The sequence below is a fragment of the Kitasatospora sp. NPDC092286 genome (assembly GCF_044755565.1).
In the GTDB taxonomy this organism is placed as follows: domain Bacteria; phylum Actinomycetota; class Actinomycetes; order Streptomycetales; family Streptomycetaceae; genus Kitasatospora.
Genome location: NZ_JBIVRD010000017.1, coordinates 116,584 through 141,508 on the forward strand (window position 1 = coordinate 116,584; position 24,925 = coordinate 141,508).

The 24,925-nt window shown below is 74.6% G+C and carries 22 protein-coding genes and 2 tRNA genes; 10 read left to right on the top strand and 14 right to left on the bottom strand.

Annotated elements, in window-relative coordinates:
* Window positions 1–205 precede the first annotated feature (205 nt).
* Complete coding sequence (locus ACIQIB_RS19460) at window positions 206–1,888, top strand: chitinase (RefSeq protein WP_400759240.1); 1,683 nt, start codon at window positions 206–208, stop codon at window positions 1,886–1,888.
* A gap of 75 nt (window positions 1,889–1,963) precedes the next feature.
* Here ACIQIB_RS19460 and ACIQIB_RS19465 read toward each other — a convergent pair whose 3' ends face one another.
* A complete protein-coding gene (locus tag ACIQIB_RS19465; protein WP_400655684.1) occupies window positions 1,964–2,326 on the bottom strand; it encodes a MerR family transcriptional regulator in 363 nt (120 codons plus the stop codon).
* 65 nt (window positions 2,327–2,391) lie between these two features.
* On the opposite strand from ACIQIB_RS19465, the gene ACIQIB_RS19470 reads away from it, so the two are divergent.
* Window positions 2,392–3,612: an MFS transporter gene (locus tag ACIQIB_RS19470; RefSeq protein ID WP_363606748.1), complete on the top strand. Its 1,221-nt coding sequence runs from the start codon at window positions 2,392–2,394 to the stop codon at window positions 3,610–3,612.
* Window positions 3,613–3,630: 18 nt separating this feature from the next.
* Here ACIQIB_RS19470 and ACIQIB_RS19475 read toward each other — a convergent pair whose 3' ends face one another.
* From ACIQIB_RS19475 to ACIQIB_RS19485, 3 genes are read right to left on the bottom strand one after another with little or no spacing between them, the layout of a single operon-like run.
* Complete coding sequence (locus ACIQIB_RS19475; RefSeq protein ID WP_363606749.1) at window positions 3,631–3,987, bottom strand: immunity 51 family protein; 357 nt, start codon at window positions 3,985–3,987, stop codon at window positions 3,631–3,633.
* A 33-nt stretch (window positions 3,988–4,020) separates the two neighbouring features.
* Complete coding sequence (locus tag ACIQIB_RS19480) at window positions 4,021–4,716, bottom strand: response regulator (protein ID WP_400655689.1); 696 nt, start codon at window positions 4,714–4,716, stop codon at window positions 4,021–4,023.
* Window positions 4,713–5,858 (bottom strand): sensor histidine kinase, encoded by a 1,146-nt coding sequence (locus tag ACIQIB_RS19485; RefSeq protein ID WP_400759244.1) that lies wholly within the window; start codon window positions 5,856–5,858, stop codon window positions 4,713–4,715. Before ACIQIB_RS19485 ends, ACIQIB_RS19480 begins: the two co-directional genes overlap by 4 nt.
* 264 nt (window positions 5,859–6,122) lie before the next feature.
* Here ACIQIB_RS19485 and ACIQIB_RS19490 point away from each other — a divergent pair, with 264 nt between their 5' ends.
* Together ACIQIB_RS19490 and hemC are read left to right on the top strand one after the other, a co-directional pair.
* Window positions 6,123–6,830 carry a DUF2306 domain-containing protein gene (locus tag ACIQIB_RS19490; RefSeq protein ID WP_400759246.1) on the top strand — a complete coding sequence of 236 codons (708 nt, stop codon included), beginning with the start codon at window positions 6,123–6,125 and terminating at the stop codon, window positions 6,828–6,830.
* A gap of 103 nt (window positions 6,831–6,933) precedes the next feature.
* Complete coding sequence (gene hemC, locus ACIQIB_RS19495; RefSeq protein WP_400759249.1) at window positions 6,934–7,869, top strand: hydroxymethylbilane synthase; 936 nt, start codon at window positions 6,934–6,936, stop codon at window positions 7,867–7,869.
* Window positions 7,870–7,931: 62 nt separating this feature from the next.
* Here the strand turns inward: hemC and ACIQIB_RS19500 are convergent.
* Window positions 7,932–8,005, bottom strand: a tRNA-Lys gene (locus ACIQIB_RS19500).
* Between the two features lie 78 nt (window positions 8,006–8,083).
* The gene (locus ACIQIB_RS19505) at window positions 8,084–8,992 is read right to left on the bottom strand and encodes an NADP-dependent oxidoreductase (protein WP_400759251.1); all 909 of its coding nucleotides are present in this window, start codon (window positions 8,990–8,992) and stop codon (window positions 8,084–8,086) included.
* A gap of 202 nt (window positions 8,993–9,194) precedes the next feature.
* Between ACIQIB_RS19505 and ACIQIB_RS19510 the strand changes: the two genes are divergently transcribed.
* Window positions 9,195–10,778: a Na+/H+ antiporter gene (locus ACIQIB_RS19510; protein WP_363606758.1), complete on the top strand. Its 1,584-nt coding sequence runs from the start codon at window positions 9,195–9,197 to the stop codon at window positions 10,776–10,778.
* A 190-nt stretch (window positions 10,779–10,968) separates the two neighbouring features.
* Entirely contained in the window at window positions 10,969–12,630 is a 1,662-nt protein-coding gene (gene pgi / locus ACIQIB_RS19515) for a glucose-6-phosphate isomerase (RefSeq protein WP_363606760.1), read from the top strand.
* Window positions 12,631–12,740: 110 nt separating this feature from the next.
* Here pgi and ACIQIB_RS19520 read toward each other — a convergent pair.
* From ACIQIB_RS19520 to ACIQIB_RS19545, 6 genes are all read right to left on the bottom strand, one after another.
* Window positions 12,741–12,814, bottom strand: a tRNA-Lys gene (locus ACIQIB_RS19520).
* Window positions 12,815–12,881: 67 nt separating this feature from the next.
* Window positions 12,882–13,439: a bifunctional DNA primase/polymerase gene (locus ACIQIB_RS19525; RefSeq protein WP_400759253.1), complete on the bottom strand. Its 558-nt coding sequence runs from the start codon at window positions 13,437–13,439 to the stop codon at window positions 12,882–12,884.
* A gap of 177 nt (window positions 13,440–13,616) precedes the next feature.
* Window positions 13,617–14,024, bottom strand: coding sequence for a hypothetical protein (locus ACIQIB_RS19530; RefSeq protein WP_363606763.1), 408 nt, complete (start codon window positions 14,022–14,024; stop codon window positions 13,617–13,619).
* 273 nt (window positions 14,025–14,297) lie between these two features.
* Window positions 14,298–15,653: an AAA domain-containing protein gene (locus ACIQIB_RS19535; RefSeq protein WP_363606764.1), complete on the bottom strand. Its 1,356-nt coding sequence runs from the start codon at window positions 15,651–15,653 to the stop codon at window positions 14,298–14,300.
* A gap of 8 nt (window positions 15,654–15,661) precedes the next feature.
* On the bottom strand, window positions 15,662–17,317 hold the full coding sequence (locus ACIQIB_RS19540) for a hypothetical protein (protein ID WP_400759256.1): 1,656 nt from the start codon (window positions 17,315–17,317) through the stop codon (window positions 15,662–15,664).
* Window positions 17,314–18,576, bottom strand: coding sequence for a hypothetical protein (locus ACIQIB_RS19545; RefSeq protein ID WP_400759259.1), 1,263 nt, complete (start codon window positions 18,574–18,576; stop codon window positions 17,314–17,316). Before ACIQIB_RS19545 ends, ACIQIB_RS19540 begins: the two co-directional genes overlap by 4 nt.
* Window positions 18,577–18,801: 225 nt before the next feature.
* Between ACIQIB_RS19545 and ACIQIB_RS19550 the strand changes: the two genes are divergently transcribed.
* On the top strand, window positions 18,802–19,452 hold the full coding sequence (locus ACIQIB_RS19550) for a histidine phosphatase family protein (RefSeq protein ID WP_400655729.1): 651 nt from the start codon (window positions 18,802–18,804) through the stop codon (window positions 19,450–19,452).
* A gap of 80 nt (window positions 19,453–19,532) precedes the next feature.
* On the opposite strand, the gene ACIQIB_RS19555 is transcribed toward ACIQIB_RS19550, so the two are convergent.
* The gene (locus ACIQIB_RS19555; RefSeq protein ID WP_400655731.1) at window positions 19,533–21,194 is read right to left on the bottom strand and encodes a tetratricopeptide repeat protein; all 1,662 of its coding nucleotides are present in this window, start codon (window positions 21,192–21,194) and stop codon (window positions 19,533–19,535) included.
* A 470-nt stretch (window positions 21,195–21,664) separates the two neighbouring features.
* Here ACIQIB_RS19555 and ACIQIB_RS19560 point away from each other — a divergent pair, with 470 nt between their 5' ends.
* The 3 genes from ACIQIB_RS19560 (at window position 21,665) to ACIQIB_RS19570 (ending at window position 23,847) form a co-directional block, all read left to right on the top strand.
* Entirely contained in the window at window positions 21,665–22,210 is a 546-nt protein-coding gene (locus ACIQIB_RS19560; RefSeq protein WP_363606771.1) for a hypothetical protein, read from the top strand.
* 70 nt (window positions 22,211–22,280) lie between these two features.
* Window positions 22,281–23,210, top strand: coding sequence for a spermidine synthase (locus ACIQIB_RS19565; protein ID WP_400759261.1), 930 nt, complete (start codon window positions 22,281–22,283; stop codon window positions 23,208–23,210).
* 160 nt (window positions 23,211–23,370) lie between these two features.
* Complete coding sequence (locus tag ACIQIB_RS19570; protein WP_363606773.1) at window positions 23,371–23,847, top strand: GNAT family N-acetyltransferase; 477 nt, start codon at window positions 23,371–23,373, stop codon at window positions 23,845–23,847.
* 68 nt (window positions 23,848–23,915) lie between these two features.
* Here ACIQIB_RS19570 and ACIQIB_RS19575 read toward each other — a convergent pair whose 3' ends face one another.
* A complete protein-coding gene (locus ACIQIB_RS19575) occupies window positions 23,916–24,767 on the bottom strand; it encodes a hypothetical protein (RefSeq protein WP_400655739.1) in 852 nt (283 codons plus the stop codon).
* Between the last annotated feature and the right edge of the window lie 158 nt (window positions 24,768–24,925).

Consider the following 24,925-nt stretch of genomic DNA (forward strand, 5'->3'; position numbering starts at 1 on the left):
GGTGTCACTCCCGGCAACCGGGAAGGCGGCCCGGTGTGCGGCTGTCCGCTACCGGACCGGTCTGGACCATTGACACCGTACGGCCGGATCCACTTCAGTGGTCTAGTCCAACTTGGGTGCGAGGTCGGGCCGATCCCCCACTGGCGCGTACCTCTGCCGTGCCCTCGGACGTCCCCCACGATCGCGCCCCCGCAGGAGTCCCCGCATGCGCAGAACAGTGCCCCTGCCCACCACCACCCCCGGCCGCCGCCGTCCCCGGACGCTGCTCGCCGCCGGCACCGCCTCGGCCGTCGCCGCCGCCACCATGGTCGGCCTCACCCTGGGCCTGGCGCCCGCCGCCTCGGCCGGGGAGTTCCTGGTCAACGGCGGTTTCGAGAGCGGCTCCCTGGCCCCCTGGAGCTGCACCGGCGGCACCGGAAGCGTCGTCACCGGCCAGGCCCACGGCGGCACTTACGCGCTCGCCGCGGCCGCCTCGGCGAGCGACATCGCCCGCTGCGCCCAGACCGTCACCGTCGCCCCGAACACCACCTACACGCTCAGCGCGTACCTCAAGGGCTCGTACGTCTACCTCGGCGTGGACGGTGGCACCAGCACCTGGACGCCCGGCACCGGTGGCGCGTACCAGAAGCTCAGCGTCAGCTTCACCACGGGCGCCGGCCAGACCAGCGCCACCGTGTACACGCACGGCTGGTACGGCCAGGGCACGTACTACGCGGACGACGTCTCGCTGGACGGCCCCGGCGCGCCGAGCCCGACGGCGACCGCCTCCCCGACCGCGACGGCCTCCCCGACGGTGACGCCCACCGACACCGGCTCGCCCACCGCGACGGCGACCCCGACCGACACCGCCACGCCCACCTCCCCGCCCGCCGGGGGCCACACCCTGGTCGGCTACCTGCACGCCAGCTTCGCCAACGGCGCCGGGTACACCCGGGTCGCCGACATCCCGAACTCCTGGGACTTCATCAACCTCTCCTTCGGCGAGCCGACCTCCGTCACCTCCGGTGACATCCGGTTCAACCGCTGCCCGGTCACCGAGTGCCCGGGCGTCGAGTCGGACGCCGACTTCAAGGCGGCCATCGCCGCCAAGCGGGCCCAGGGCAAGAAGGTGCTGATCTCGATCGGCGGCCAGAACGGCCAGGTCCAGCTCACCACCACGGCCGCCCGCGACACCTTCGTCAGCTCGGTCTCGGCGATCATCGACAAGTGGGGCCTGGACGGCCTGGACGTCGACTTCGAGGGCCACTCGCTGTCGCTGAACACCGGTGACACCGACTTCAAGAACCCGACCAGCCCGGTCGTCGTCAACCTGATCTCCGCGCTGAAGACCCTGAAGGCCAAGTACGGCCCGGGCTTCGTCCTCTCGATGGCCCCGGAGACCTTCTTCGTCCAACTCGGCTACCAGTACTACGGATCCGGTCCGTGGGGCGGCCAGGACCCGCGTGCCGGAGCCTACCTGCCGGTCATCTACGCCCTGCGTGACGACCTCACCCTGCTGCACGTGCAGGACTACAACTCCGGCTCCATCATGGGCCTGGACAACCAGTACCACTCGATGGGCGGCGCCGACTTCCACGTCGCGATGACCGACATGCTGCTCAAGGGCTTCCCGGTCGCGGGCAACACCGCCAACATGTTCCCGCCGCTGCCCGCCTCCAAGCTCGCCATCGGCATGCCGGCCACCACCAACGCGGGCAACGGCTACGTCGCCCCCGCCGAGGTCAACAAGGCCCTGGACTGCCTCACCAAGCTGGCCAACTGCGGCAGTTACGTCCCCAAGGCCGGCGCCCAGCCCAACCTGCGCGGCCTGATGACCTGGTCGATCAACTGGGACCAGTTCGCCGGGCGGGAGTTCTCCAAGAACTTCGACGGCTACTTCCGCCGCTGACCGGCCCGGCCGGGCCCGACCCCTGGGCCCGGCCTCCCGGGGCGCCGGACGGAACCGTCCGGCGCCCCGGGGCGGTCAGTGCTCCACCCGCACCGCTTCCAGGTACTCGGCGATGGCGTCCCGGTTGCGGGTGAGGAACCTGATCCGCTCGGTCATACCGGCGAGTTCGTGCTCCAGGGTGGCGATCATCTCCGGGGTGGCGTCGGCGAAGTGGATGACCCGGGGCTTGTCCAGGCAGGGCAGGATCTGCCGGATGAGGCGGGTCGGCAGCCCGGCGTCGAGCAGGCCCCGGATCTGCAGGACCCGGTCGACGCAGGACTCGGCGTAGTCCCGGTAGCCGTTGGCCCGGCGGTCGGCGACGATCAGCCGCTGCTCCTCGTAGTAGCGCAGCAGCCGGCGGGACGTGCCGGTGCGCTCCGCCAGCTCCCCGATCATCATGTGGCCCACCTCACACCGGGACGCGTTGACCCTCACATCAATGTGAGGGTTTGAGCATAGCCGTCATGCGAACCACACAGCCATCCGCACAGCCGCCTGTGCGGCCGTCAACTGCCGTCAAGCAAACGGGACTTCCCCTGTCGGCGCTGCTGGCCCTGGCCACCGCCGTCTTCATCACGGCCCTCACCGAGACCCTGCCGGCCGGCGTCCTGCCCGCCATGAGCACCGACCTCGGCGTCAGCGAGTCCGCGATGGGCCAGTCGGTCACCATCTACGCGATCGGGACGGCGGTCACCGCCCTCCCGCTCACCGCGGCCACCGCCGGATGGCGGCGCAAGCGGCTGCTGCTCACCGCGATGGCCGGGTTCGCCGCCGCCAACACCGTCACCGCCCTCTCGTCCGGCTATCCGCTCACCATGGCGGCCCGGTTCGTCGCCGGGGTGGCGGCCGGCCTGGCCTGGGCCCTGCTCGCCGGGTACGCGCGCCGACTGGCGCCGGCACCCCTCCAGGGCAAGGCGATCGCCATCGCGATGACCGGCGCGCCCGTCGCCCTGTCGCTGGGCGTGCCCGCCGGGACCTTCCTCGGCACGGCGCTCGGCTGGTGGGTGGCGTTCCTGCTGATGACCGTGCTGGCGGTCGGCGTGATCGGCTGGATCGCCGCGACCGTCCCCGACCACCCCGGCCAGGGCCGGGCCGAACGGGCCCCGGCCCTGCGGGCGCTCGCCGTCCCGGGGGTGGTGCCGGTGCTCTTCGTGACCTTCGTCTTCGTCCTGGCCCACACCGTCCTCTACACCTACATCGCCCCGTACCTCGACCGGGCTGGCCTGGGCGATGCCACCGGCCTGGTGCTGCTCGTCTTCGGCGTCGCCTCGCTCGCGGGCATCTGGTTCACCGGCGTCCACATCCACCGGCGGCTGCGCACCCTCACCCTCGCGAGCGGCCTGCTGGTCGCCGGCGCGGCCGCCGTCCTGGCGGTGCCCGTCGACGGCCCCGCGCCCGTCTACGTGGCGGCGGTGCTCTGGGGCCTGGGCTGGGGCGGCATCCCGACCCTGCTGCAGACCGCCGTCGGCGACGCGGGCGGCGAACAGGCGGACGCCGCCCAGGCCATGCTGGTCACGCTCTGGAACGCCGCCATGGCGGGCGGCGGCGTGGCCGGCGGCTTCCTGCTCGACCGCTTCGGCGCCGGCTCCTTCCCCTGGACCGTCCTCGCGCTGCTCCTCCCCGTCCTGGCCGTGGTCACCGCCGCCCGCGTCCACGGCTTCCCCGCCCGGCGCCGGACCGGGTGACGTCCGGGCCCGGACGTTCTAGTCGAACCAGTCGGGGTCGCCGGCCTCGACCAGTTCGCGGAGCAGGGCGCGGTCCCGGCAGGCCTCCCGCAGGAGCGCCCCCAGTGCCCTCAGCGCGTCGGCGTCGTCCCCGTAGGCGACGAACATGCCCGCCTCGGAGTCGAAGGAGATCCGGCCCGCCAGCTCCGGCGCCCGCTCCCGGATCGCGGACCTCGCCACCCCCTCCCAGCCGTAGCCGCCCGCGTCGTGGCCGGCCGCCTCGAAGACGTCGTCCGCCTCGGGCATCCAGCCGTCACTCAGGAGCAGGCAGTAGGTGCCCGGCCGGTGGTCGTACTCGAAGAAGGTCAGTGGGGCGAAGGACTCGCGATCGGTCATGCGCCGACCCTAAGGCCTGCCTCTGACATCCGGTCAGGCGCCGCCGAGGATGCCGCCGCCCGCGCCCGGGGGCGACATCAGCCCGCTGCGGTAGGAGATGGCGACCGCCTGGGCGCGGTCGCGGGCGTCGATCTTCAGCAGGATCCGTTTCATATGGGTCTTGACGGTCGATTCGGCCAGGACGAGGAGATCGGCGATCTCGGCGTTCGAGTGCCCCTCCGCGGCCAGCCGGAGGACCTGGCGTTCACGGGCGGTGAGCCGGGCGAGCCTGAGATCGTCCGGCGTGGGCCGCAGGGGGTCCGTGGTCCGGCCGACGACCTGGGCGACCAGGTCGCGGGTGACCGCCGGGTCCAGCACGGACTCGCCGGCGGCGAGGGTGTGCACGGCGTCGATGAGGCGCTCCGGCGAGGCCCGCTTGAGCAGGAAGCCGCCGGCCCCGGCCCGCAGCGCACCCCACACGTAGTCGTCGTGGTGGAACGTCGTCAGCACCAGGACCCGGGTGGGCAGGCCGGCCGCGACCACCCGGCGGGTCGCCTCGACGCCGTCGATGCCGGGCATCCGGACGTCCATCAGGACGACGTCCGGCCGCAGTGAGCGGCACAGCTCGACCGCCCGCAGCCCGTCCGCCGCCTCGCCGACCACCTCGATGCCGTCGCCGGTCTCCAGTACGAGGGCCACCCCGGCGCGCAGCAGGGCATCGTCGTCGGCCACCACCACCCGGACCGTCATGGGATCGGGAGGACGGCGTGGAGCCGGAACCCGCCCCGTTCACCCCTCTCGTGCTCCACGCTGCCGCCGAGCACCGAGACCCGTTCCGCGATGCCGAGCAGCCCCCGGCCGGGCGCGTACCCCGGGGCGGCGCCGCGGCCGTCGTCGCACACCTCGATGTCGAGCGCGCCCCCGGCGCACTGGACGGTGACATCGGCGGATCCGGCCTGTGCGTGCTTCACGGTGTTGGTGAGCGCCTCCTGGACGATGCGGTACGCCGAGACGTCGATGCTGCGCGGCACCTGCCGGGCGGCCGGGTCGACCCGTACGGTGACCCGGATCCCGGCCTGCCCGATCCGGCCGGTGAGCCGGCCCAGGTCGGCCAGGCCGGGCTGCAGGAGCGGCTCGTCGTGGGCGGGGCCGGTACGGCCGCCGGGGCCGCCCCGCTCCGGCGCCCCGGCGCTCCGCCGGAGCAGGCCGAGCACCCGGTCCAGGTCGTCCAGGGCCTCCCGGCCGGTGTGCTCCAGCCCGGACAGCAGCTCGCGGGTGCGGTCCGGTTCGCGGTCGAGCAGCCGGCGGGCCGCGCCGGCCTGGATGAGCATCACGTTCACCGTGTGGCCGACCAGGTCGTGGAGTTCGCGGGCCAGCCGGGCCCGTTCCTCGGCGACGACCCGCTGGCGCAGCAGCGACCGGGCCGCGTCCCGCTCCTCGGCGCGCCGGGCCGCCCCGTACCCGAAAGCCCAGCCGAGCAGCCAGAAGAAGAGGACGCCGGCCGGGATCACCGGGTAGGCGTGCCCGAAGTCCGCGAAGTAGGCGGCCATCCCGAGGAGCGCGGCGAACGGGCCCAGCCAGGCCCGGCGGCGCGTGGCGTACAGGCCGAGCGAGTACAGGCCGATCAGGTTCGCGTACGGCGTCAGCGGGCTGGGCAGGACGAACAGCGCCTCCGCCGACAGCGCGGCGGAACCGATCAGATACCCGGCCAGCGGCAGGGTGCGCCGGACGGCGAGCGGGCCGGCGACGGCGGCGCTCAGCGCCAGGGCGAGCGGTATCCCGGTGCGGAGCCCCGCGGCCGCGCCGAGCCGCTCGACCACCATGGCGCCGAGGAACGCGCAGGCCAGGGCGGTGTCCAGGGGACTGGTCCGGATCGGGACGGGCGGGCTCATCGCGGCTCCGGGGCTGGGGCGGTGATCGCTGCTGCGCGGTGGTGCGGGCGCACGGTCCGTACCGTACCGAGGCCGGTCCGGCCCGCGCATCGCCGCAGGGGGGTATCCCGGGTGTACCCCTCCGGGGGTACCCGGGCGACCGGAGCCGCCTCCCCGGGTTCTCCCGCCACCCCGAGCGGCCCACCTCCGTACGCCCCCCGGGGCACGTCCGCCGGACCCCGGCGGGGGAGGCGCCGAGCGGGCCCGGTCCGTAGCTTTCGGGGCATGAACTCCCTTGAGTCCCAGGGGCCGACGGGCCCCGCCGCCGCCCGAGGAGAACGGCGGCGGCGGGCCCCGGCCGCCGCCCTGCGCCGTACCGGCTGGATCGCGATGATCGTCCTCGCCGCCGCCACCGCCCTGATCACCAGCCGCTACCTCACCCTCGACCCGGACACCTTCCTCACCGAGCAGCGGGCCGTCTACCTCGCCCATCTGCTCCCCCTCACACTGCACGTCGGAGGCGGCGTGCTGGCGATCCTGCTCGGCCCCTGGCAGTTCCTGCCCCGGCTTCGCGCGCGCCGCCCGGTGGTGCACCGCGTGGCCGGCCGGGGCTATCTGGTGGCCGCGCTGGTCACCGGTGCCGCCGGTCTCTTCCTGGTACCGGACTCGATGGTCGGCCCGATCGCGCCGATCGGCTTCGCCGTCCTCGACATCCTCCTGCTGGCCACCTCCGCCGCCGGGTTCGCCGCCGCCCGCCGGGGTGCGATCGCCCGCCACCGTGCCTGGATGACCCGGTCGTACGGACTGATCTTCGCCGCGGCGACGCTCCGGGTCTGGCTCACCGTGATGCCGGCCGTCGGCGTCCCCTTCGAGCAGGCGTACGCGACCGCGGCCTGGACGTCCTGGCTGATCAACCTGCTGGTGGCCGAGCACGTGATCGCCCGGGGTCCCGGTCCCCGGCCGGGGCGTGACCGGTCCGGGACGGGGGCGTGACCGGTCCGGGGCGGTCGGCCGCGCTGCGTCCTGGCGCGGCCCGAGGGTGCGCCCCCGGGTGTCCGATGCCGCCGGACCGAATATGACGTCCTATCATCCAGCCATGTCCTCAACTGAGTTGATTCGTATCGTCTCCCGATCCTCGCCCATGGCCCTCGCCCAGGTGGAACGGGTCCGGGCCGAACTCGCCGTCCTGCACCCGGGGGTGCGCACCGAGGTGGTCCCGGTGACCACCTCGGGGGACCGGTGGATGGGCGACCTGGCGCGGCTCGGCGGGAAGGGCGCGTTCACCAAGGAGGTGGACGCCGCGCTGCTGGCCGGGGAGGCGGACCTGGCGGTGCACTGCCTCAAGGACGTGCCCGCCGACCGGCCGCTGCCCGCCGGGACGGTGTTCGCCGCCTACCTCCGGCGCGACGACATCCGCGACGCGCTGGTCCACCCGGGTGGCCTGACCCTCGACGGGCTCCCGGCCGGGACGCGGATCGGCACCTCGTCCGTCCGGCGCCGGGCCCAGCTCGCCGCCTCCCACCCGCACCTGGCCTGCGTGCCGATCCGCGGCAACGCCAACAGCCGGCTGGCCAAACTGGCGGCCGGCGAGGCGGACGCGCTGCTGCTCGCGGTGTCCGGACTGGAGCGGATCGGCGAGGAGGGGCGGATCAGCGAGATCCTGCCCCTGGAGTCGATGTGTCCGCCGATCGGCGCCGGCATCCTCGCCCTCCAGTGCCGCGAGGAGGACACCGCCACCATCGAGGCGGTGAGCGGGCTGGGCCACCGTCCGACCTGGCGGGAGGCGAACGCCGAGCGGATGTTCCTGCACGTCCTCCAGGGCCACTGCAACTCGCCCATCGCCGGCTACGCCAAGGCCGAGCCGGACGGGCGCCTCTCGCTGCGCGGGCGGGTCTTCTCCCCGGACGGCAAGCAGGTCCTGGACGCCCACGAGTGGGCCGGCTCACTCACCCCGGAGGACCTCGGCACCGCGACCGCCCTGGCACTGAAGCGGCAGGGGGCGGCCGAACTGATCGCCGCGATCCCGCACTGAGCCGCCGCCGGCGGGAACGCCGAGAGGCCCCCTGCTTTCGCAAGGGGCCTCTCGGCTGTCTGTGCGCCGCCAGGGACTCGAACCCCGGACCCGCTGATTAAGAGTCAGCTGCTCTAACCAACTGAGCTAGCGGCGCCTGCTGACGTGGAAAACATTACCTGGTCAGCGGCCGAAACTCACAATCGGGCCCGGCGCCCGCCCCGGGCCCCGCCGCTCACGGGGCGAGGACGACCTTCCCCCGGACGTGCCCGTCGCCGACCAGCCGGTGGGCGTCGGCGGCGCGCTCCAGCGGGAAGGTGTCGGCGATCTCCAGCCGCAGGCCCCCGTCCTCCCAGAGGGCGACCAGCTCGCCCAGCCGGGCCGCCGTCCGCTCGGCGCGCAGCCCGCGCACGCCGAGCCGTTCGGCGGCCGGGTAGTCCACGATGGTGCCGATCCGGTCCCGGTCGGCCACCAGTTCGACGGAGGCCTCCAGCGCGCCGCGCCCGGCGGCGTCGAAGGCCGCGTCCACGCCCTGCGGCGCCACCGCGCGGACCCGCTCGACCAGCCCCTCGCCGTAGGGGGCCGGGACCGCGCCCAGCTCGCGCAGGTAGGCGTGGTTGCGCTCGCTCGCCGCCCCGATCACGGTGGCGCCCCAGGCCCGGGCGAGCTGGACGGCGACGGTGCCGACCCCGCCGGAGGCGCCGTGGACCAGCACGGTGTCGCCGGGGCCGACCTTCAGCGCGGTGAGCCCGATGTGCGCGGTCTGGCCGGACGCGGAGAGCGAGCCGGCCTGCTCCCAGGGCATGCCGGCCGGCTTGGCGACCAGCTGGGCGGCGTCCACGGTGACGTACTCGGCGTGCGCCCGGAGCAGCCGGAAGCCCAGCACCTCGTCGCCGACCGCCCAGCCCCGGCTGCCCGGGCCGAGCTGGTCCACCACCCCGGCGAACTCGTTGCCCGGGATCACCGGTGGTTCGACCCGGACGCCCGGCGGGCTCCAGCCGCCCCGGACGGCGAGGTCGACGGGCTGTACTCCGGCCGCGTAGACCCGGACCCGCACCTCGCCCGGTCCGGCGGTGGGCGTGGGCACCTCGGTGGTCCGCAGGACCTCGGGCCCGCCGAACGCGGGGACGGTGACTGCCTTCATGAGGGGCTGCTCCTGCCTGTCGGTCGACCCTTTCCTCAGATGATCAGACCTGAAGTGCGCTTGAGGTCAAGCACTGCCCGGCGTGTTGTCACGGTTGGGCGCATTGTCAGATTTATCCTTGACGGCGGCCCGGATCATGCTCCGGGCCGCCGCCCGACCCGTCGACCACCGGTCGCCGACTCACCACCGAGAGGACCTTCCCGTGGGCCAGCTGCCCCTGCTCTTCCTGGTGCTGCTGGCCTCAGTGGTGACCATGCCGCTCGCCCGGAAGACCGGCGTGCCACAACCCGTGCTGATGACCCTGCTCGGCATCGTCATGGCACTGATGCCGCAGATCCCGAACATCGCCATCGACCCCGAGCTGATCCTGCCGCTGGTCCTGCCACCGCTGATCTTCGCCGTCGCCCGGCGCTCGTCCGTCCGCTACTTCCGGGCCAACATCCGCTCGATCCTGCTGCTCGCCGTCGCCCTGGTGGTGGTCACCACGGTCGCGGTGGCCGGCGCCGTGCACTGGCTGCTGCCCACGCTGCCGCTCGCGGCCGCCATCGCGGTCGGCGCGCTGGTCTCGCCGCCGGACCCGGTCGCCGCCGTCGCGGTGGCCGGCAGCGTCGGCCTGCCGCGCCGCCTGGTGGCGATCCTGGAGAGCGAGGGCCTCTTCAACGACGTCACCGCGATCGTGATCTACTCGCTGGCCATCGACGCCGTGGTCAGCGGCGACTTCTCGGCCGGCCACGCGGTGCTGCGCTTCGTGCTCTCGGCGGTACTCGCCGTCGTCGTCGGCATCGCCCTCGGCTGGCTCAACACCAAGCTCGCCGCCCTCCTGGAGGACCCCACCCAGCAGGTCGCGCTCAACCTGCTGGTGCCGTTCGCCGCCTACGCCCTCGCCGAGGAGATCCACGGCTCCGGCGTGCTCGCCGTGGTGGTCTGCGCGCTCTACCTCGCCGAGCGGGCCGCCGACGCCGACGACGTCTCCTACCGGCTGGTCGGCAACGCCTTCTGGGAGATCGTCGAGATCCTGATCACCGGCGTCGCCTTCGGCCTGATCGGCCTGGAGCTGGCCACCGTCCTCAAGGAGGCGGGCACCGGCTGGACGAGCATGCTCGGCGACGCCGCCGTCGTCATCGCGGTCGTGGTCCTGGTCCGGCTGCTCTGGCTGCTGCCGGCCGGCTGGCTCTCCAGGAGGCTGCGCTCCGGGGCCGAGGAGGACACCCCGATCAGCTGGCAGGAGAGCGTGGTGCTCTGGTGGTCCGGGATGCGCGGGGTGGCCACCGTCGCCCTGTCCCTGGCCATCCCGCTCACCGTGCACTCCGGCGAAGGCTTCCCCGAACGCGGCCGGCTGGTCTTCATCGCCTTCAGCGTGGTGCTCTTCACCCTGCTGGTCCAGGGCCTCACCCTGCCCTGGCTGGCCAAGCGGCTGCGCCTGGACATCGACCAGGACAAGCACGAGCAGGCGGTCCGCCGGCTCTGGTGGCGGGCCGCCAAGGCCGGGCTGACGCGGCTCGGCGAACTGGAGAAGCAGGACAAGCTGCCCGCCGAGGTCGCCGACCGGCTGCGGGACCGTCAGCACGACCGGCTGGCCCGGCTCTGCCCGGAGAACTACGCCGAGGAGGAGGCCGTCGAGGCGAAGCAGCGGCTCACCCAGTGGCGGGCCGCGCACGCCGTCGAGCAGGAGATGATCGCCGCCTCCCGCCGCGAGATGGTGGTCGCCCGCAGCGAACCCGGCGCCGACCCGGAGCTCGTCGACCAGGTGCTGCGCGGGCTCGACCTGCGCTCCGAACGGAAGTGACGGACGGTCGGCGAGCCGGGGCCGGACGTGACCGAACGGAATGCGCACGGCCGGTCCCGACGTTGCATAGGCTGACCCCGGGCAGGCCGTCAACGGAGTCGGCGCACTAACCAGTACCCGCACGACCTCGCGAAAACCCTCCCGCCTGGCCCTGCCGGTATCTGCACCCAGATGAATCGAGGAGCCACCGATGTCGGAGACCCGCGCCGACGCCCGTACCCCGCTCGACCGCACCCCGCAGTGGGCCGCCCTCGGCAAGCACCGGGCGGAGCTGGGCGACACGCACCTGCGTGAGCTGTTCGCCGCCGACCCGGAGCGCGGCCGCCGCTACACCCTGCGCGTCGGCGACCTGCACGTGGACTACGCCAAGCAGCTGGTGACGGACGAGACGCTGGCCCTGCTGCGCGAGCTCGCCGAAGCCACCGGCGTCGCCGGACTGCGGGACGCCATGTTCCGCGGCGAGAAGATCAACAACACCGAGCACCGCGCCGTCCTGCACACCGCGCTGCGCGCCCCGCGCGGCGCCGTCGTCGAGGTCGACGGCGAGAACGTGGTACCCGCCGTGCACGCCGTGCTCGACCAGATGGCCGCCTTCGCCGACAAGGTCCGCAGTGGTGAGTGGCGCGGCCACACCGGCAAGCGGATCCGGACGGTCGTCAACATCGGCATCGGCGGCTCCGACCTCGGCCCCGCCATGGCCTACGAGGTGCTGCGCTCCTACGCCGCCCGCGACCTCGACGTGCGCTTCGTCTCCAACGTGGACGGCGCGGACCTGCACGAGGCCGTCCGCGACCTGGACGCCGCCGAGACGCTCTTCATCGTCGCGTCCAAGACCTTCACCACCATCGAGACCATCACCAACGCCGTCTCGGCCCGCAACTGGCTGCTCACCGAGCTGAGGGCCGACACCGACGCGGTGGCCAGGCACTTCGTCGCGCTCTCCACCAACGCCGAGGGCGTCGCCGACTTCGGCATCGACACCGCCAACATGTTCGAGTTCTGGGACTGGGTCGGCGGCCGCTACTCCTACGACTCGGCGATCGGCCTCTCGCTGATGATCGCCATCGGCCCGGACGCCTTCCGCGAGATGCTCGACGGCTTCCACCTGGTCGACGAGCACTTCCGCACCGCGCCGCCGGAGCAGAACGTGCCGCTGCTGCTCGGCCTGCTCGGCGTCTGGTACGGCGCCTTCTTCGACGCCCAGGCGCACGCCGTGCTGCCCTACTCGCACTATCTGTCGAAGTTCACCGCCTACCTCCAGCAGCTGGACATGGAGTCCAACGGCAAGTCGGTGGACCGCGACGGCAACCCGGTGAACTGGCAGACCGGCCCGGTGGTCTGGGGAACCCCCGGCACCAACGGCCAGCACGCCTACTACCAGCTGCTGCACCAGGGCACCAAGCTGATCCCGGCCGACTTCATCGGCTTCGCCAGGCCGGTCGCCGACCTGCCCCCCGGCCTGGTCGCCCAGCACGACCTGCTGCTCGCCAACTTCTTCGCCCAGACCCAGGCGCTGGCCTTCGGCAAGACCCCGGAGGAGGTCGCCGCCGAGGGCGTGCCGGCCGAGCTGGTCCCGCACAAGACCTTCAAGGGCAACCACCCGACCACCACCGTGCTGGCCGCCGAGCTCACCCCGTCGGTGCTCGGCCAGCTGGTCGCCCTGTACGAGCACAAGGTGTTCGTCCAGGGCGCGATCTGGAACATCGACTCCTTCGACCAGTGGGGCGTCGAGCTGGGCAAGGTGCTCGCCAAGCGGATCGAGCCCGTGCTGCTCACCGGGGAGGGCGCCGACGCGCTGGACAGCTCCACCGCCGAGCTGGTCGCCCGCTACCGCTCGCTGCGCGGCCGCTGAGCCCGGGCGGGGCCGTCCGCTCCGGCGGGCGGCCCCGCCCTGCGGATGCTCCCTCGCACGGGAAACGCCGAGAGGCCCCTTGCTTTCGCAAGGGGCCTCTCGGCTGTCTGTGCGCCGCCAGGGACTCGAACCCCGGACCCGCTGATTAAGAGTCAGCTGCTCTAACCAACTGAGCTAGCGGCGCCTGCTGACAGGGAAGACTTTAGCAGCGGCGCGCCGTCGGGCCAAAATCGAATTCCGTCGCCCGCCGTTCATCCGGTGGTCAGGCCGACGGGCTCGGCCCGCCCCGCCGGAACGAGCTCGCGAGCGGCCCGGACGCAGGCCCAGAGCACCACCGAGGCGCCCGGCAGCCACGGCTCCCGGCTGTCCGGGGCGACGATCCACCGCCCGGCGCCCAGCCCGGGGGAGTCCGGGCTGTTCACCATCCGCTGCACCGGCGGAACGGTGACCGCGTCGCCGCCGCCGTGGCAGAGCAGCGGCGGCACGTTCCTGGCCCACTCCTCCCAGGCCAGCAGACGGCGCAGCCGGGCCGCCGCACCGGGCCGGACGAACAGCAGCGTGCGCCCCCGGTACGCGGCGACCGGTCCGCAGCCCGGACCGGAGGCCCAGAGTTCGTCCAGCACCCGGCGGCCGAACAGCGACGGCATGCTGATCACGTCGAAGGCGCGCCCGCAGGGCAGCACGGAGGGCGACCACGGGCGTGACTCCCAGAGGGCGCGCATGCTGCGCGGGTACTCGCTCGCGGAGGCGAGCCACGCTTCCCCGGCCACGGTGACGTACTCCACTGATTGGTGCGTCCAGATGTCCACACCCAGCAGGGTGAGGCGTCCGGGGGGTGGCCGGGAGGGAAAGCGTGGTTTGCCGGACAGGGCGCGGGGGAACGGCGTACCCTTCCCCGGCGCATATGCCAGAGGCGAGAGCCGACCGGTCGGCCGTCCGACGGCGCGGGGTGTCCGCCGCAGCCGCAGGGTGCCAGCTGCGGGGTGTCAGCCGTCGTGGCGACGGGGCTGGAGCAGGCCGCGCCCGTACTCGATCATCTTGGCGGCGTAGTCCGGGGTCCAGTCGGCCCGGTCCGCGATCTCGGCGTCCGAGAGCGCGTCGAACCGGCGGGTGTCCGCCAGCTGCGCAGCGGCGACCGCCTGGAAGTCGGTGGCCCGCTCGGCGGCCGCGCGGAAGGCCAGCGCCAGCTCGGTTGAACGGCGCAGCAGCTCGGCCGGGTCCTCGATCGACTCCAGGTCGAAGAAGCGTTCCGTCTCCGGCTCGGCGGCCTGCGGCTCGAACAGCAGCTGCGCCGGGCGCAGGCGCCGGACGGGCGCTTCACCGGCATCCCGGCCCAGGCCGCCCGGGGCGGTCGAACCGCTCGGGTCGGACGCCTTCGCGTGGGAGTCGGGCATGGACGGACACCTCCGGTGCTCGATGGGGGCGGGCGACGGCTGCTCGGGACCGCGCCGCCCGGTCGTGGCCGCCGTCCATTGTCGCGCGGCGGTGGCCGGTAACGGAACGGTGCGAGTTCGGGCGCTATTCCCGCCCGGAGCGCCGGGGGCGTGCACCCTTCGGCCGACGCGGCCGCCCGGCGGGGTACGGGCGGCCGCGTCGGCTTGCGGGGGAAGGCCTGCGGCCCTCCGGGCGGTGCGCGGGACGGCCGGGGAGCGGCCGGCCCCGGACGGTCAGCGGGAGAGCCGGACGCGGTGCCCGGCGAGGTGGTGCAGCACCTGGTGGTTGGCCTCCCAGCCGTCGGGGAACTTGACCGAGACGCCCAACTGCACCGGCTCGGTGGACGGATGCTCGTCCAGCAGCTCGGCGATACCCGCCCGGGCCACCACGATGCAGGCATGCCGGTGGCGGGAGACGAGGACACAGAGCCGGCCGGTCTCCAGGTGGAAGGCGGTGGCGTCCGGCCGCCCGGAGAGCGGGTGCAGGACGACGGTGACGTCGTACTCGCGCCCCTGCAGCCGGTTCGCGGTGTCGACGGTCACGGCCGGTCCGGCCGTCGGATCCACCGGGACACCGGCCTTGACCAGCGCCGCCCGGACGGCCGCCGCCTGGTCCCGATGGGCGGTGCCGACCGCGATCCGGCCGGGGGCGAGCGGGGTGGAGCCCTGCTCGGAGTGGGCCGTCAGCCCCCGCTCAAGCAGCCGGCGGACGGTGGCCGCGACGGCGGCCACGGCCTGCGGATCGGTCCGTACGGTGTGCCGGGCGGGCAGTTCCAGCAGCGCCCAGCCGTGCTCGGCCGCCCGGTCGATCGCCGCGTCCAGGGCGGAGCCGTCCGGGCGCACGGCGGCGGTGAGCCGGCGCTCGTCCGGGCCGGTACCGGAGCGGAACGGTGTGTACGGGTAGAACGCGTCCGAGATCAGCGGCGCCGCGCTGGCCGGCAGCCGCCAGGAGACCGGCAGCCGGTGCGGCTCGATCTGCGGGTTGTGCGCGAGCAGGGTGACCACGGCGCTGCTCGAAGGGTCGTACGACAGGCCCGCCCACTGCTCGGTGCCGACCACGGTGAACGGGTCCAGCTGGCCCGGGTCGCCGACGAACAGCGCCCGCTCGAACAGCCGCGCCACCGCGAGCAGCGCGTCCGAGCGCATCTGGTACGCCTCGTCGACGATCGCGTGCCGCCAGGGCGCCTCGGTCCGCACCCACTGCCACTTGGCGGAGGTCGAGATCACCACGTCGAGTTCGGCAAGGTCCGCCACCTTGGCGGAGGGCGTGACGTTGGCGTGCCGCAGCACCTCGGGGCCCGGGCGGGAGTCCGCCGCGTGCAGCCGGCCGATCGTCAACTCGGGCGCCTTCTCGGCCAGCCGGTCGACCAGGTCGTCCACCTGGCCGTTGGTCTGGGCGACGATCATCAGCCGCTCGCCGGACTCGACCAGCTCCCGGGCGGCCCGGACCACCAGGGTCGACTTGCCGGCGCCGGGCGGTGAGTCCACCACCACCCCGCGCGGGGCGCCGACGGCGGGGTGGACGGTGGCCGCCAGAATGCGGGCCACCGCGGCGTCGGCGGCCGCGCCGGGGGCCTGCTCGCTGCTCATCTGCCGGATCACTCCCACTCCTCGGAGGCTGCGGACGGTACGGACGCCGCGCCGGACGCCGTACCGGGCGGGCCGCCGTGCGTCCACGGTGTGTCGTCCGGCTCGGGCAGCGGCGCGGACTGGCGGACCGTCAACTCGAACAGCGTGAAGGTGATCCGCTCGCCCGGCTCGGGCAGGCTCCCCGGCTCGGGCTCCTTCTTCCGGCCCATGCCGGACAGCACCCGCAGGGTGATCGTGCCCTCCGCCGGATCGACCGCCACGATCTCGGCCTTCTGCGGCGTCGGGCCGTGCGCCCGGTGCGCCTCCCGGCCGAGGTCGGCGTGCGGGCGGTCGGCGGTGCGGACCGTCACCAGCGGGCGCGGCTTGGGGGACCGGCCGGTGGTGTCGTAGTCCGGCACCACCTCGGTCACCTCGCCGGAGAACGCCTCGCCGGCCAGCCGGTGCTCGGCCATCGCCAGCGGGTCGTCCAGCGCCTCCTGGACGTCCAGCCGGGCCTGCTCGCGCTCGCGCTGCGCCAGCTTCCGGGCGGCCGTGACGGCGTCGTCCTGCCGGGGCTGCGGAGGTTCGCCGGCCGCCAGACGGTCCCGGTGGCCGGTGTAGGACCAGCGGTCGCCCGTCCAGCGCTCCGCCAGGTGCCCGCCGGGCGGCAGGGAGCGCAGGAGGTCCAGGCCGTGCCAGACGTCGTGCCAGGTGGGCAGCAGCACCCGCTCCAGCGCCGCGCGCAGCTGTGCCACGGCGGCCCTGAGGGCGGCCCGCGCCCGGTCGGCCCCCGCGTCGTCGCTGCCGCCGTCGTGGGCGTGATCGTGGGGTGCGTGCTCCGCGCCCGGGCCGGCCGAGGCCCGGTGCAGCAGGGCGGACGCCGCGGCGTCGTAGCGGGCGATCGCCGGGCCGAGCACCAGCTCGTCGAAGCGCGGGTCGGTGGCCGGGCCGGCCGGCGGGTGCAGCAGCTGCCCGTGCGCGTCGCGGGCGGACTCGGCCAGCTCGGCGGCCTCGGCGCCGGTCAGCCCGGCCGGCGGTGCGTGCCAGGCGAGCCGGGCGGCCAGATGCTGGTCCTCCAGGTGGCTCTGGCCGGTCGCCCAGTGCCGGGCGAGCAGGCCGGTCATCGGCAGCAGCAGGCTGGATCCGGGCACCTGGGCCCGGTCGGTGAGGTGGGTCAGCCAGCGGCCGAGCAGCGGCACCCGGACCGGCGCCGGGTACGGGCCCGGCTCGTCGTCCTCGATGGTGCGGCGGAAACGGGTGGAGCGCCCGAGCAGGGCGAGATGGTGCACCCCCGCGCTGTTCGGCACGATCAGCTGCGGCGCGTCGGCGCACAGCTCGCGGAAGACCTGCGTCTTCTCGCCCGTCTCCACGTCCTTCTCGGAGCCCTCGATCTGCTCCACCTCGGTGCCGAAGGACTCCAGGTAGGGCAGCAGATCGGCGGCCAGCTCGGCCAGGAAGTCGAAGCGCAGCGTGCGGTTGAGCGGCTGCGGCACCAGGTGCAGCCGCGGTGCGGACCGCTCGGTGCCGAGCATCACGGCCAGCGGTGCGCCCGCCTCACCGGCAGCCGTCAGCGGCACGACCACCATCGGGCGGTCGGAGAGGTGCCGGTGCCGGACGGTGGCCAGCGGTTCGGCCCGGCCGCCGCGGACGGCCTCCAGCCGGGCGAGGGTGCCGAGCAGGCTCATCGGGGGCCTCCGGCACAGGCCGGGGCGGGGGCCGAGGTGACGGCCGGGGTGGCGGCGTTCGGGGGGACGGCCGCAGGGGGCGCCGCCCCCAGTGCCTCGGCCCGCAGCGCGGCCGCGTACGCCAGCCGGGCGGCCGCCTCGTCGGCGCTGCCGCCGGTGGTGGCGGCCAGCGCCTCGCTCACCGTACGGATGCTGCCCAGCTCGCCGCGGACGCCTCGGCCCAGTTGTTCGACCCGGTCGTCGCAGCGGGCCAGGGCGCGGCAGTGGAAGCCCAGCTCGCAGGTGGAGAGGCAGTCCGGGCTGTACGCGGCGGGCACCGCCTCGACCGACCCGGCCAGCTCCTCGGCGGAGCGGACGGGGACGCCGTCCCGGTCGGGCGCGAGGTCGAAGTCGACGCCCGGCGGCAGCGCCTCCAGCAGCCCGCCGATACCGGTCATCCGGCTCAGCTGGCGGCGGGTGGTGGCCAGCTCGCGGCGGACGTCCACGGCGACCGCGGTGGGCCGGTTGCCGAAGTCCTTCGGGCAGACCAGCAGCACGCTCAGCCGGGGGCTGCCGGGCAGGCGCTGCTCCACGTACGGGCCCTGGTCCGCCTCCCGGCCCGCCAGCGCGGCGGCCGTCTCCTGGAGCGCCAGCACGTACACGGCGGCCTGGCGGGCGGCGGCGCCGACCTTGGCCGGGTCGGCGCTGCCGTCCAGCACCGGAAAGGACTTGATCTCGACCACGGTGCACCGCCCGCCGTGCACCACGACGGCGTCCGGCTCCAGATAGGCGGTGCTGCCGGCCACCGTGAGCCGCAGCAGCGGGTGGTCGAGCAGCGTCCAGGCGTCCGGCTCGGCGGCGGCCTCGGCCAGGGCGGCCGCCGTGCGCTCGGCCCGGACCGCCGGGCCCGAGCGGCGCAGCAGATCGGGCACGGTGAGCGGGGCGCCGCCGTCCGTCGGCAGGCCGAGATGGCGGCGGAGCGGCTCCAGCAGCGCCGCGTAGCCGTCGGCCTTCAGCCGGGACTCGAAGATCACACCGCGCGCGATGGCGAACGGCGACTGCCCGAACGGAGCGGGGCGGCCGAGCCGGGCGGCCAGCGCCGACTTGTCGACCCCGGCGGCATCGAGTACGGCGCGGCGGTGACAGCCCGGATTGGCGGCGAGCGCGGCGAGGGCACGGGCGTTCAGGCTGCGCTGCGGCGCCGGACCGCGCAGCTCGGCGAGCCGCTGGGAGAGCGGCTCAAGGTGCCCGCTGGACGGGACGTTCGTCGAGACGTTCATGGTGCGGCCCAGTCTCGCATCCGGGTCCGACAATCCGGTCCGGCCCGGCGGTTCGGGCCTCACACGGGCATGCCGGGAGGTATCGGGCCATCCCCGGCGGCGGCCGTGCGGTGCCGTCCGGCCAGGTCCGCGATCGTGGGTGGCTCCGAGGTGAGGGATCATGGAGCCCCGGTGCTCAAGGGTGAGACCGACCGTTGCCACCGCCCCGCTGCGAGGAGCCTTTCCATGCCCGCCCGAATCGTGCTGGTCCGCCACGGCGAGACCGAATGGTCGAAGACCGGACGCCACACCGGACGCACCGACATCCCGCTGACCGAGGAGGGGCGCGCGATGGCCCGGGCGCTCGGCGCCCGCCTCGCCAAGGCCCCCTGGAACGGACTGCCGGACGCGCTCGTCTACACCAGCCCGCTCGACCGGGCCAAGGAGACCTGCGCGCTGGCCGGCTTCGGCGACCGCGCGGTGGAGCGCCCCGAGCTGCTGGAGTGGGACTACGGCCAGTACGAGGGCCGGACCGGGCCCGACATCCGGGCGACCGACCAGCCCGGCTGGCTGATCTGGCGCGACGGCGTGCCCGGCGGTGAGAAGCTCAGCGATGTGGCCGCCCGGGTGGACGCCTTCCTCGCCGACCTCAACGACGAGCACGGCGTGCCCGATCCGGACACCACCGTCATGCACTGCGCCGACCGCGATGTGGTGCTCTTCGCCCACGGTCACCTGCTGCGCATCCTCACCGCCCGCTGGCTGGGGCTGCCGCCCGAGTACGCCCAGCGGTTCAAGCTCGGCACGGCCGCGCTCTGCGTCCTCTCCTGGGAGTACGGCGCCCCGGCGGTCGAGGTCTGGAACGACCTCGCCCACCTGGAGGGCCTGAAGCACTGACCGGTGGGCCGTACGGGCCCTGGGCCGGGGCGGGGTCCCTGGCCCCGGTCCCGGTTCTGGCCGCAGTCCCGGCCGACCGGTCAGGCGGCCGCGGCCACGTCGTACTCCGCCAGGAAGCGGCCGACCTCCGGCACGCCCCGGTGCGCGCGCAGCCGTTCGGCGGTGTCCGCCAGCATGCTGCGGATCCGGGCCGAGCGGACCTCGCCGAACAGTGCGACGGCGGCCGTGCCGTGGTTCGCCGCGCCGGCCAAGTCCCCCCGGCCGAGCCGGTCGTGGGCCAGCTCGGCGGTGTACAGCACCCGGTTGCGGACGAAGCGCGGCTTCTGCAGCTCTATCGCCCGCCCGGCCTGCTCGCTGGCCCGGTCCCAGTCCCCGAGGGCGGACCAGCACTGCGACTCCAGCCCGGCGATCTCCGCCTCGCCGAAGAAGGACATCCATTCGGGATCGGCCTCGGAGGGGCCGCGGTCGAAGAGCGTGTACGCCCGGGAGAGCGCCCGTTCGCAGGCGGCGCGGTCGTGCAGCAGTGCCCAGCCGCCGGCCTCGCGCATGGCGAGCAGCGCGAGCAGCCGGTCGGAGTCCAGGTAACGGGCGGCGGCCTGGCCGGCCTGGGCGGCGCGCAGCGCCTCACGGGGGCGGCCGGCGTCCCTGGCGAGGAAGGCGCTGTTGCAGAAGACATGCGCCTCCAGCGCGGAGTCGCCCGCCATCCGGGCGGTGGCGAGCGCCTCGGCGTAGAGCGACCGGGCGTCCGCCAGCCGGTTCGAATCGTGCGCCAACCAGCCGACCGAGATGGCCAGTTCGCCTGCGCCGGCCTGGAGTCTGCGTTCGGTCTCGGCGCTGTACTCGCCCTCGTTGAGCAGCAGGTACGCGGTGCGCAGCGACTGCCCGGCCAGCTCGAACAGGGCGTCGGCCCCGTAGACGTCGTCGGCCAGCCGGATGTCCCGTACGGCCTGTTCGACGCCGAGCACCTCGGCGGCGCCGACCTTGCGGGGCGGTGGCACCGGCCCGGGCCGGCCGGGTACGAAGGCGGAGCCGGGGTCGGAGGCGGATCCGGGATCGAACAGGCCGGGGGCGGCGTCGAACCTGCTTGTGCCGGGCCCCGGCTGGGGTGGGACGAGCCCGCAGGGGGTGGCCGCTCCGGTGCCGGGGCCGCCCGCGGCGGTGCGGGGGCCGGCCCCGGCCGGCCGGTCGATGCCGATCACGGTGGCCAGTGCGGCGGATCCGCCGGCCAGGAACGTACGGCGACGCACGTCGTCGTTCTCCTCGTCGAAATGGTGCGATCCGTCGGGCCCCCGGGGCACCGCCACGGGCCTCGGCGGCATGGGCCCGTCCAGTGGGGGCGGTTCCGCGTACGGCGAGGCAGCGTACGGGAGTTGTGTGGAGAGTGGTGGGCGTGGGGTGGGCGGGAACGGGAACTGCGGGTGGAGCGGGGATGGCCCGGCGCCCCTGCGGCCGTCCGCCCGGCGGCGGCGGACGGCGGTACGGGGGGAGAAGCCGAGATCGGTCAGCGAGCGGCCCGGCCACATGTGCCGGAAGACCCGCTCGTAGGCGTAGTTGGGGCAGCGGATCTCGCCGGCCTCGACCCGCCCGACGTAGCGCGCGTCGCAGGACACGTGCTCGCCGATCTCCCGGGCGGCCCGGCGTACGGCCATGGCGAACTCGCCCGGTGACCGGTCGCCGCGCAGGGCGCGCATCACGGTATTGGGGGACGGGCGGTTCGGCTCGGCCGGTGGGGTGGCTGCCATGGTGCGCTCCGTGGTCGTGCGGGGTGGTGGTGCGAGGCGGGGCGGTTCCGTGGGGTGAGGTCCGGTGTGCGACGGACCGGGCTGGGCTCTCGTGGTTGCCGGGACTGCGGGGACTGAGGGGACTGCGGTGGCCGTGGTGCCGGGGTGCTGCTCCCGGCTGCCGGTGGGCCCGGTGCGGCCGGATGGGCCGCCTGGCTCGCAACCGACAGTACCCGGAGTCACCAGGCGGCCACAGCGAGTTTGCGGATGATAGGTGGTCAATCCTGGTCAAACCGGACCCTGTTGCCGGGATCTGCCATGAAATGCCATGCCTTGCTGTAAGGCGCCCCGTGGCCTGGGAAGCGTCCTTCGCGTTGTCCTGATACGCGGAAGCCTCCGGCCGCCGTCCCGGGCCCGCCGCCCGCCGCGGCGGCCGCCACCGCCCGGGCGGCGCGGCTTCCGAAACCGCCGAGGTGACAGGAGAGCCCGTGATGGCCACCGGAGTACCGCAGTACCACCGCCTGGCCGCCAGAGGAGTGCTCGCCGCCGCCGTCCCCGCCCTGTTGCCCGAGCCCGCCGACGACCGCGGCCCCGGGCGGGGGCCCGCCGAGGGCGGCCACGCCCCGTGCGGCGGCGGCAACGGACGGGCCCGTCGCCTCGGCGAGACCGGGCGCCCCCCGGCGGCCGGCGACGACGGCGTGGTCGTCGCCGGCTACGACATGGTCACGGTCGCGCTGCGGCACGGACTGGAGGCGGTCGACATCCTGCGGCTGCGCCGGGCCTGCGGGGTCGTGCTGCAGAGCCGCAACGGCAGCACCGTCTCCTTCTTCGTCCCGGCCGGCACCTCGGAGACGTGGCACCTCCCAGGAAGCTCCTGTACCGCGGGCGGCCTGCTTCTGCCCGCCACCGACCCGCGGTGGGTGATGCCCCCGACCGGTGCCGGGTGCGCGGCCCGCCCCACCGACGCCTGGGTGCTGCGTTCGGCCCTCTGCGAGGCGGCCTGCACCCTGACGGCCGGCGGCCTCGGCCCGTTCTGACCGTCGCCCGTCCGCCCGGCACCCCCGCTGGGCCGCGGAGGCCTCCGGCCCGGCGGCGATAATGGCCGGTATGGGACGAAGCAGCAGAGCCGGCCGCAGCGCGGACAAGGGGCGTACGACGGCGGAGCCGCAGCCGGCGACCACCGGCCCCGGCGGCCGAACGCACACCCAGGGCCCGCTCACCCGTCCCGTCGATTCCGGGCTGGCGGAGCTCCGCCCCGACCGCGACCGCCCCGGCGCCTGGTCGCTCCTCATCGACGGCGCCCCGCAGTCCATGGTCGACCTCGCCGACCCGACCCACCTGGGCTTCGAGTACCAGCGTCGCCTCGGCCACCTGATCGACCTGGTCGCCCCGCCCGGTCGGCCCCTGACCGTTCTGCATCTCGGCGGCGGTGCCCTCACCCTGGCCCGCTATGTCGCGGCCACCCGCCCCCGCTCCCGCCAGCAGGTCGCCGAGATCGACACCGCGCTCACCGACCTCGTCCGCGCCGAACTCCCGCTGGAACGGGGCTGGCAGATCAAGGTCCGCGGTTCGGACGCCCGCAGCGTGCTGGAGCGGACCCCGGAGGGCAGCGTCGACCTTGTCATCGCCGATGTCTTCTCCGGCGCCCGGGTGCCCGCCCACTGCACGACCGTCGAGTTCACCGTGCTCGCCGCCCGGGCGCTGGCCCCCGGCGGCTGGTACGCGGTGAACATCGCCGACGGTGCGGCGCTTCCGTTCGCCCGTTCGCAGATCGCCACGCTCGGCGCGGTCTTCCCCGAGCTGTGCCTGGTCGCGGACCCGGCCGTGCTGCGCGGAAAGCGCTTCGGCAACCTCGTCCTGGCCGCCGCCCACGCTCCGCTCCCGGTCGCCGAACTGGGCCGCAAGGTCGCCACCGACGCCGCCCTCGGCCGGGTCGAACACGGCCGCGCCCTGGCCGACTTCGCCGCCGGCGCGGCCCCGGCCACCGACGCGACCGCCGCTCCCTCCCCGGTCCCGCCGCCGGGGACGTTCCGTTAGCCACGTTGCCGTTGCCGTTGCCGCTGCCGTGTTGTTCGGTGGCGGGGAGCGGGGCGTGGCCCGAACTCCGGTAAACCGCTTGGCGGTCGTGCCGCCCGTTGCGGAGAATGGCCGCTGCTGTCCGGAATCCGGACGGCGCCGCCGAACAGGAGGGCACGCCATGCGGATCAGACCGGCTCGGCCGGAGGAGGCGGAGCTGCTCAGCGCCCTCGCCCTCCGCTCCAAGGCCCACTGGGGCTACGACGAGGCGTTCCTGGCTGCCTGCCGGGACGAACTGACCCTGGACGCCGACGGGATCGAGCGGCAGCGGACGATGGTGGCCGAGGAGCCGGTGGCCGCCGGTGACAGCCGGGTGCTGGGCTTCGCGACCCTCGTCGGGGCGCCGCCCCAGGGCGAGTTGGGCATGCTCTTCGTCGAGCCCGACACCATCGGCAGGGGCGTCGGAGGCCGGCTCTTCCAGCACCTTCGCGAGCAGGCCGTGGCGCTCGGCTTCCACCGGCTCACCATCGATGCCGACCCGAACGCGGAGCCGTTCTACCTGGCGATGGGTGCCACCCGGATCGGTGTCACCCCGTCCGGGTCGATTCCCGGGCGCGAACTCCCGCTGCTGGCGCTGGACCTCGGTCCGGCGGTCTGACGCCGGGCGGTCCGTCCCGTGGCGGTCCCGGCGTCGGGACCGGTGCCGGGCCCTCGCCGGTGTCCGTCTCAGTGCCCGCGCGGCAGGCCCCGGTGCTTCCACATCGCGGCGCCGGTGAGCAGCAGTCCGGCGGCGATGGGGGCGAGCACGGCGATCCCCGTGTCCGAGGGCCCGTGACCGGCCGCCATGGTGGCCGGGTCGGTCAGTGCCAGGTCCTCGTACGCCGCCGGACGGCCCTCCGGTGCGGGCCGGCGCGTGGTTCCGGCGCCGTCCGCGCCGTCCTCGGGCGGTTCGGAACCGGGGCTGGACCGAAGGTCGGCGGCCTCGCGAACCGGTGGCGGGGGATTCTGGCCGGGCCGGCCGTCGTCCGCCGGAGCGGGGCGTGGCGTACCGGCACCCGTCCGTCCGTCCGGCGACGAGGGCGTCTCGGGCTCACTGCTCCGTGAGGCGCGTGCCTCCGGGGTACGGGCCTCGGCGGGGGCCGGTTCCAGTAGCCCCGAGGCGATCGCGAACGCGTCCGGAACGGCGGCCCGCTGGCCCGGCAGCGGCAGGCCGCCCGCCCTGATCCGCTCCTGCAGCACACCTCCGACCAGCCCGGTCACGGTGTCCGTACCGGAGGAAGGTACGGACGCGGCCGTACCGGTGAGCTGTCCGACCAGCCCGGGGGACTCCACCGGACCGGGGAGCCCGGCGGGCGCGTCCTGCGGCGGTGTGCCACGGGCACCGGTGGCGCCGGAGGTCTTCCGCCCCGTCTCGGACGGGCGTTCGGCTGACGCTCCGTCGAAGGCCTGCCCGCCGTGCAGGGCCCGTCCGACCGTGCGGTTCACCGGTTCCGGCAGGGGTTCGGGCGCCGCCGCGTACGCGCCCGGTGCTCCGAGCCACCAGATCTGTGCGAGCAGCGCCCCGGCCACCGCGACCACGCGTGGACGGGGCAGCCACCGGCCGACCGTACGCCGCGTGCCGCCGAGGGCGCGTCGGGCTGGTTCCGGGGCCTTGACCGCGTGATTGGCTCGCACGTGAATTGAGAACGAGCGGACGGGGCGTGAGGTCACGGCCGTCGTCACGGACAGTTATCGCG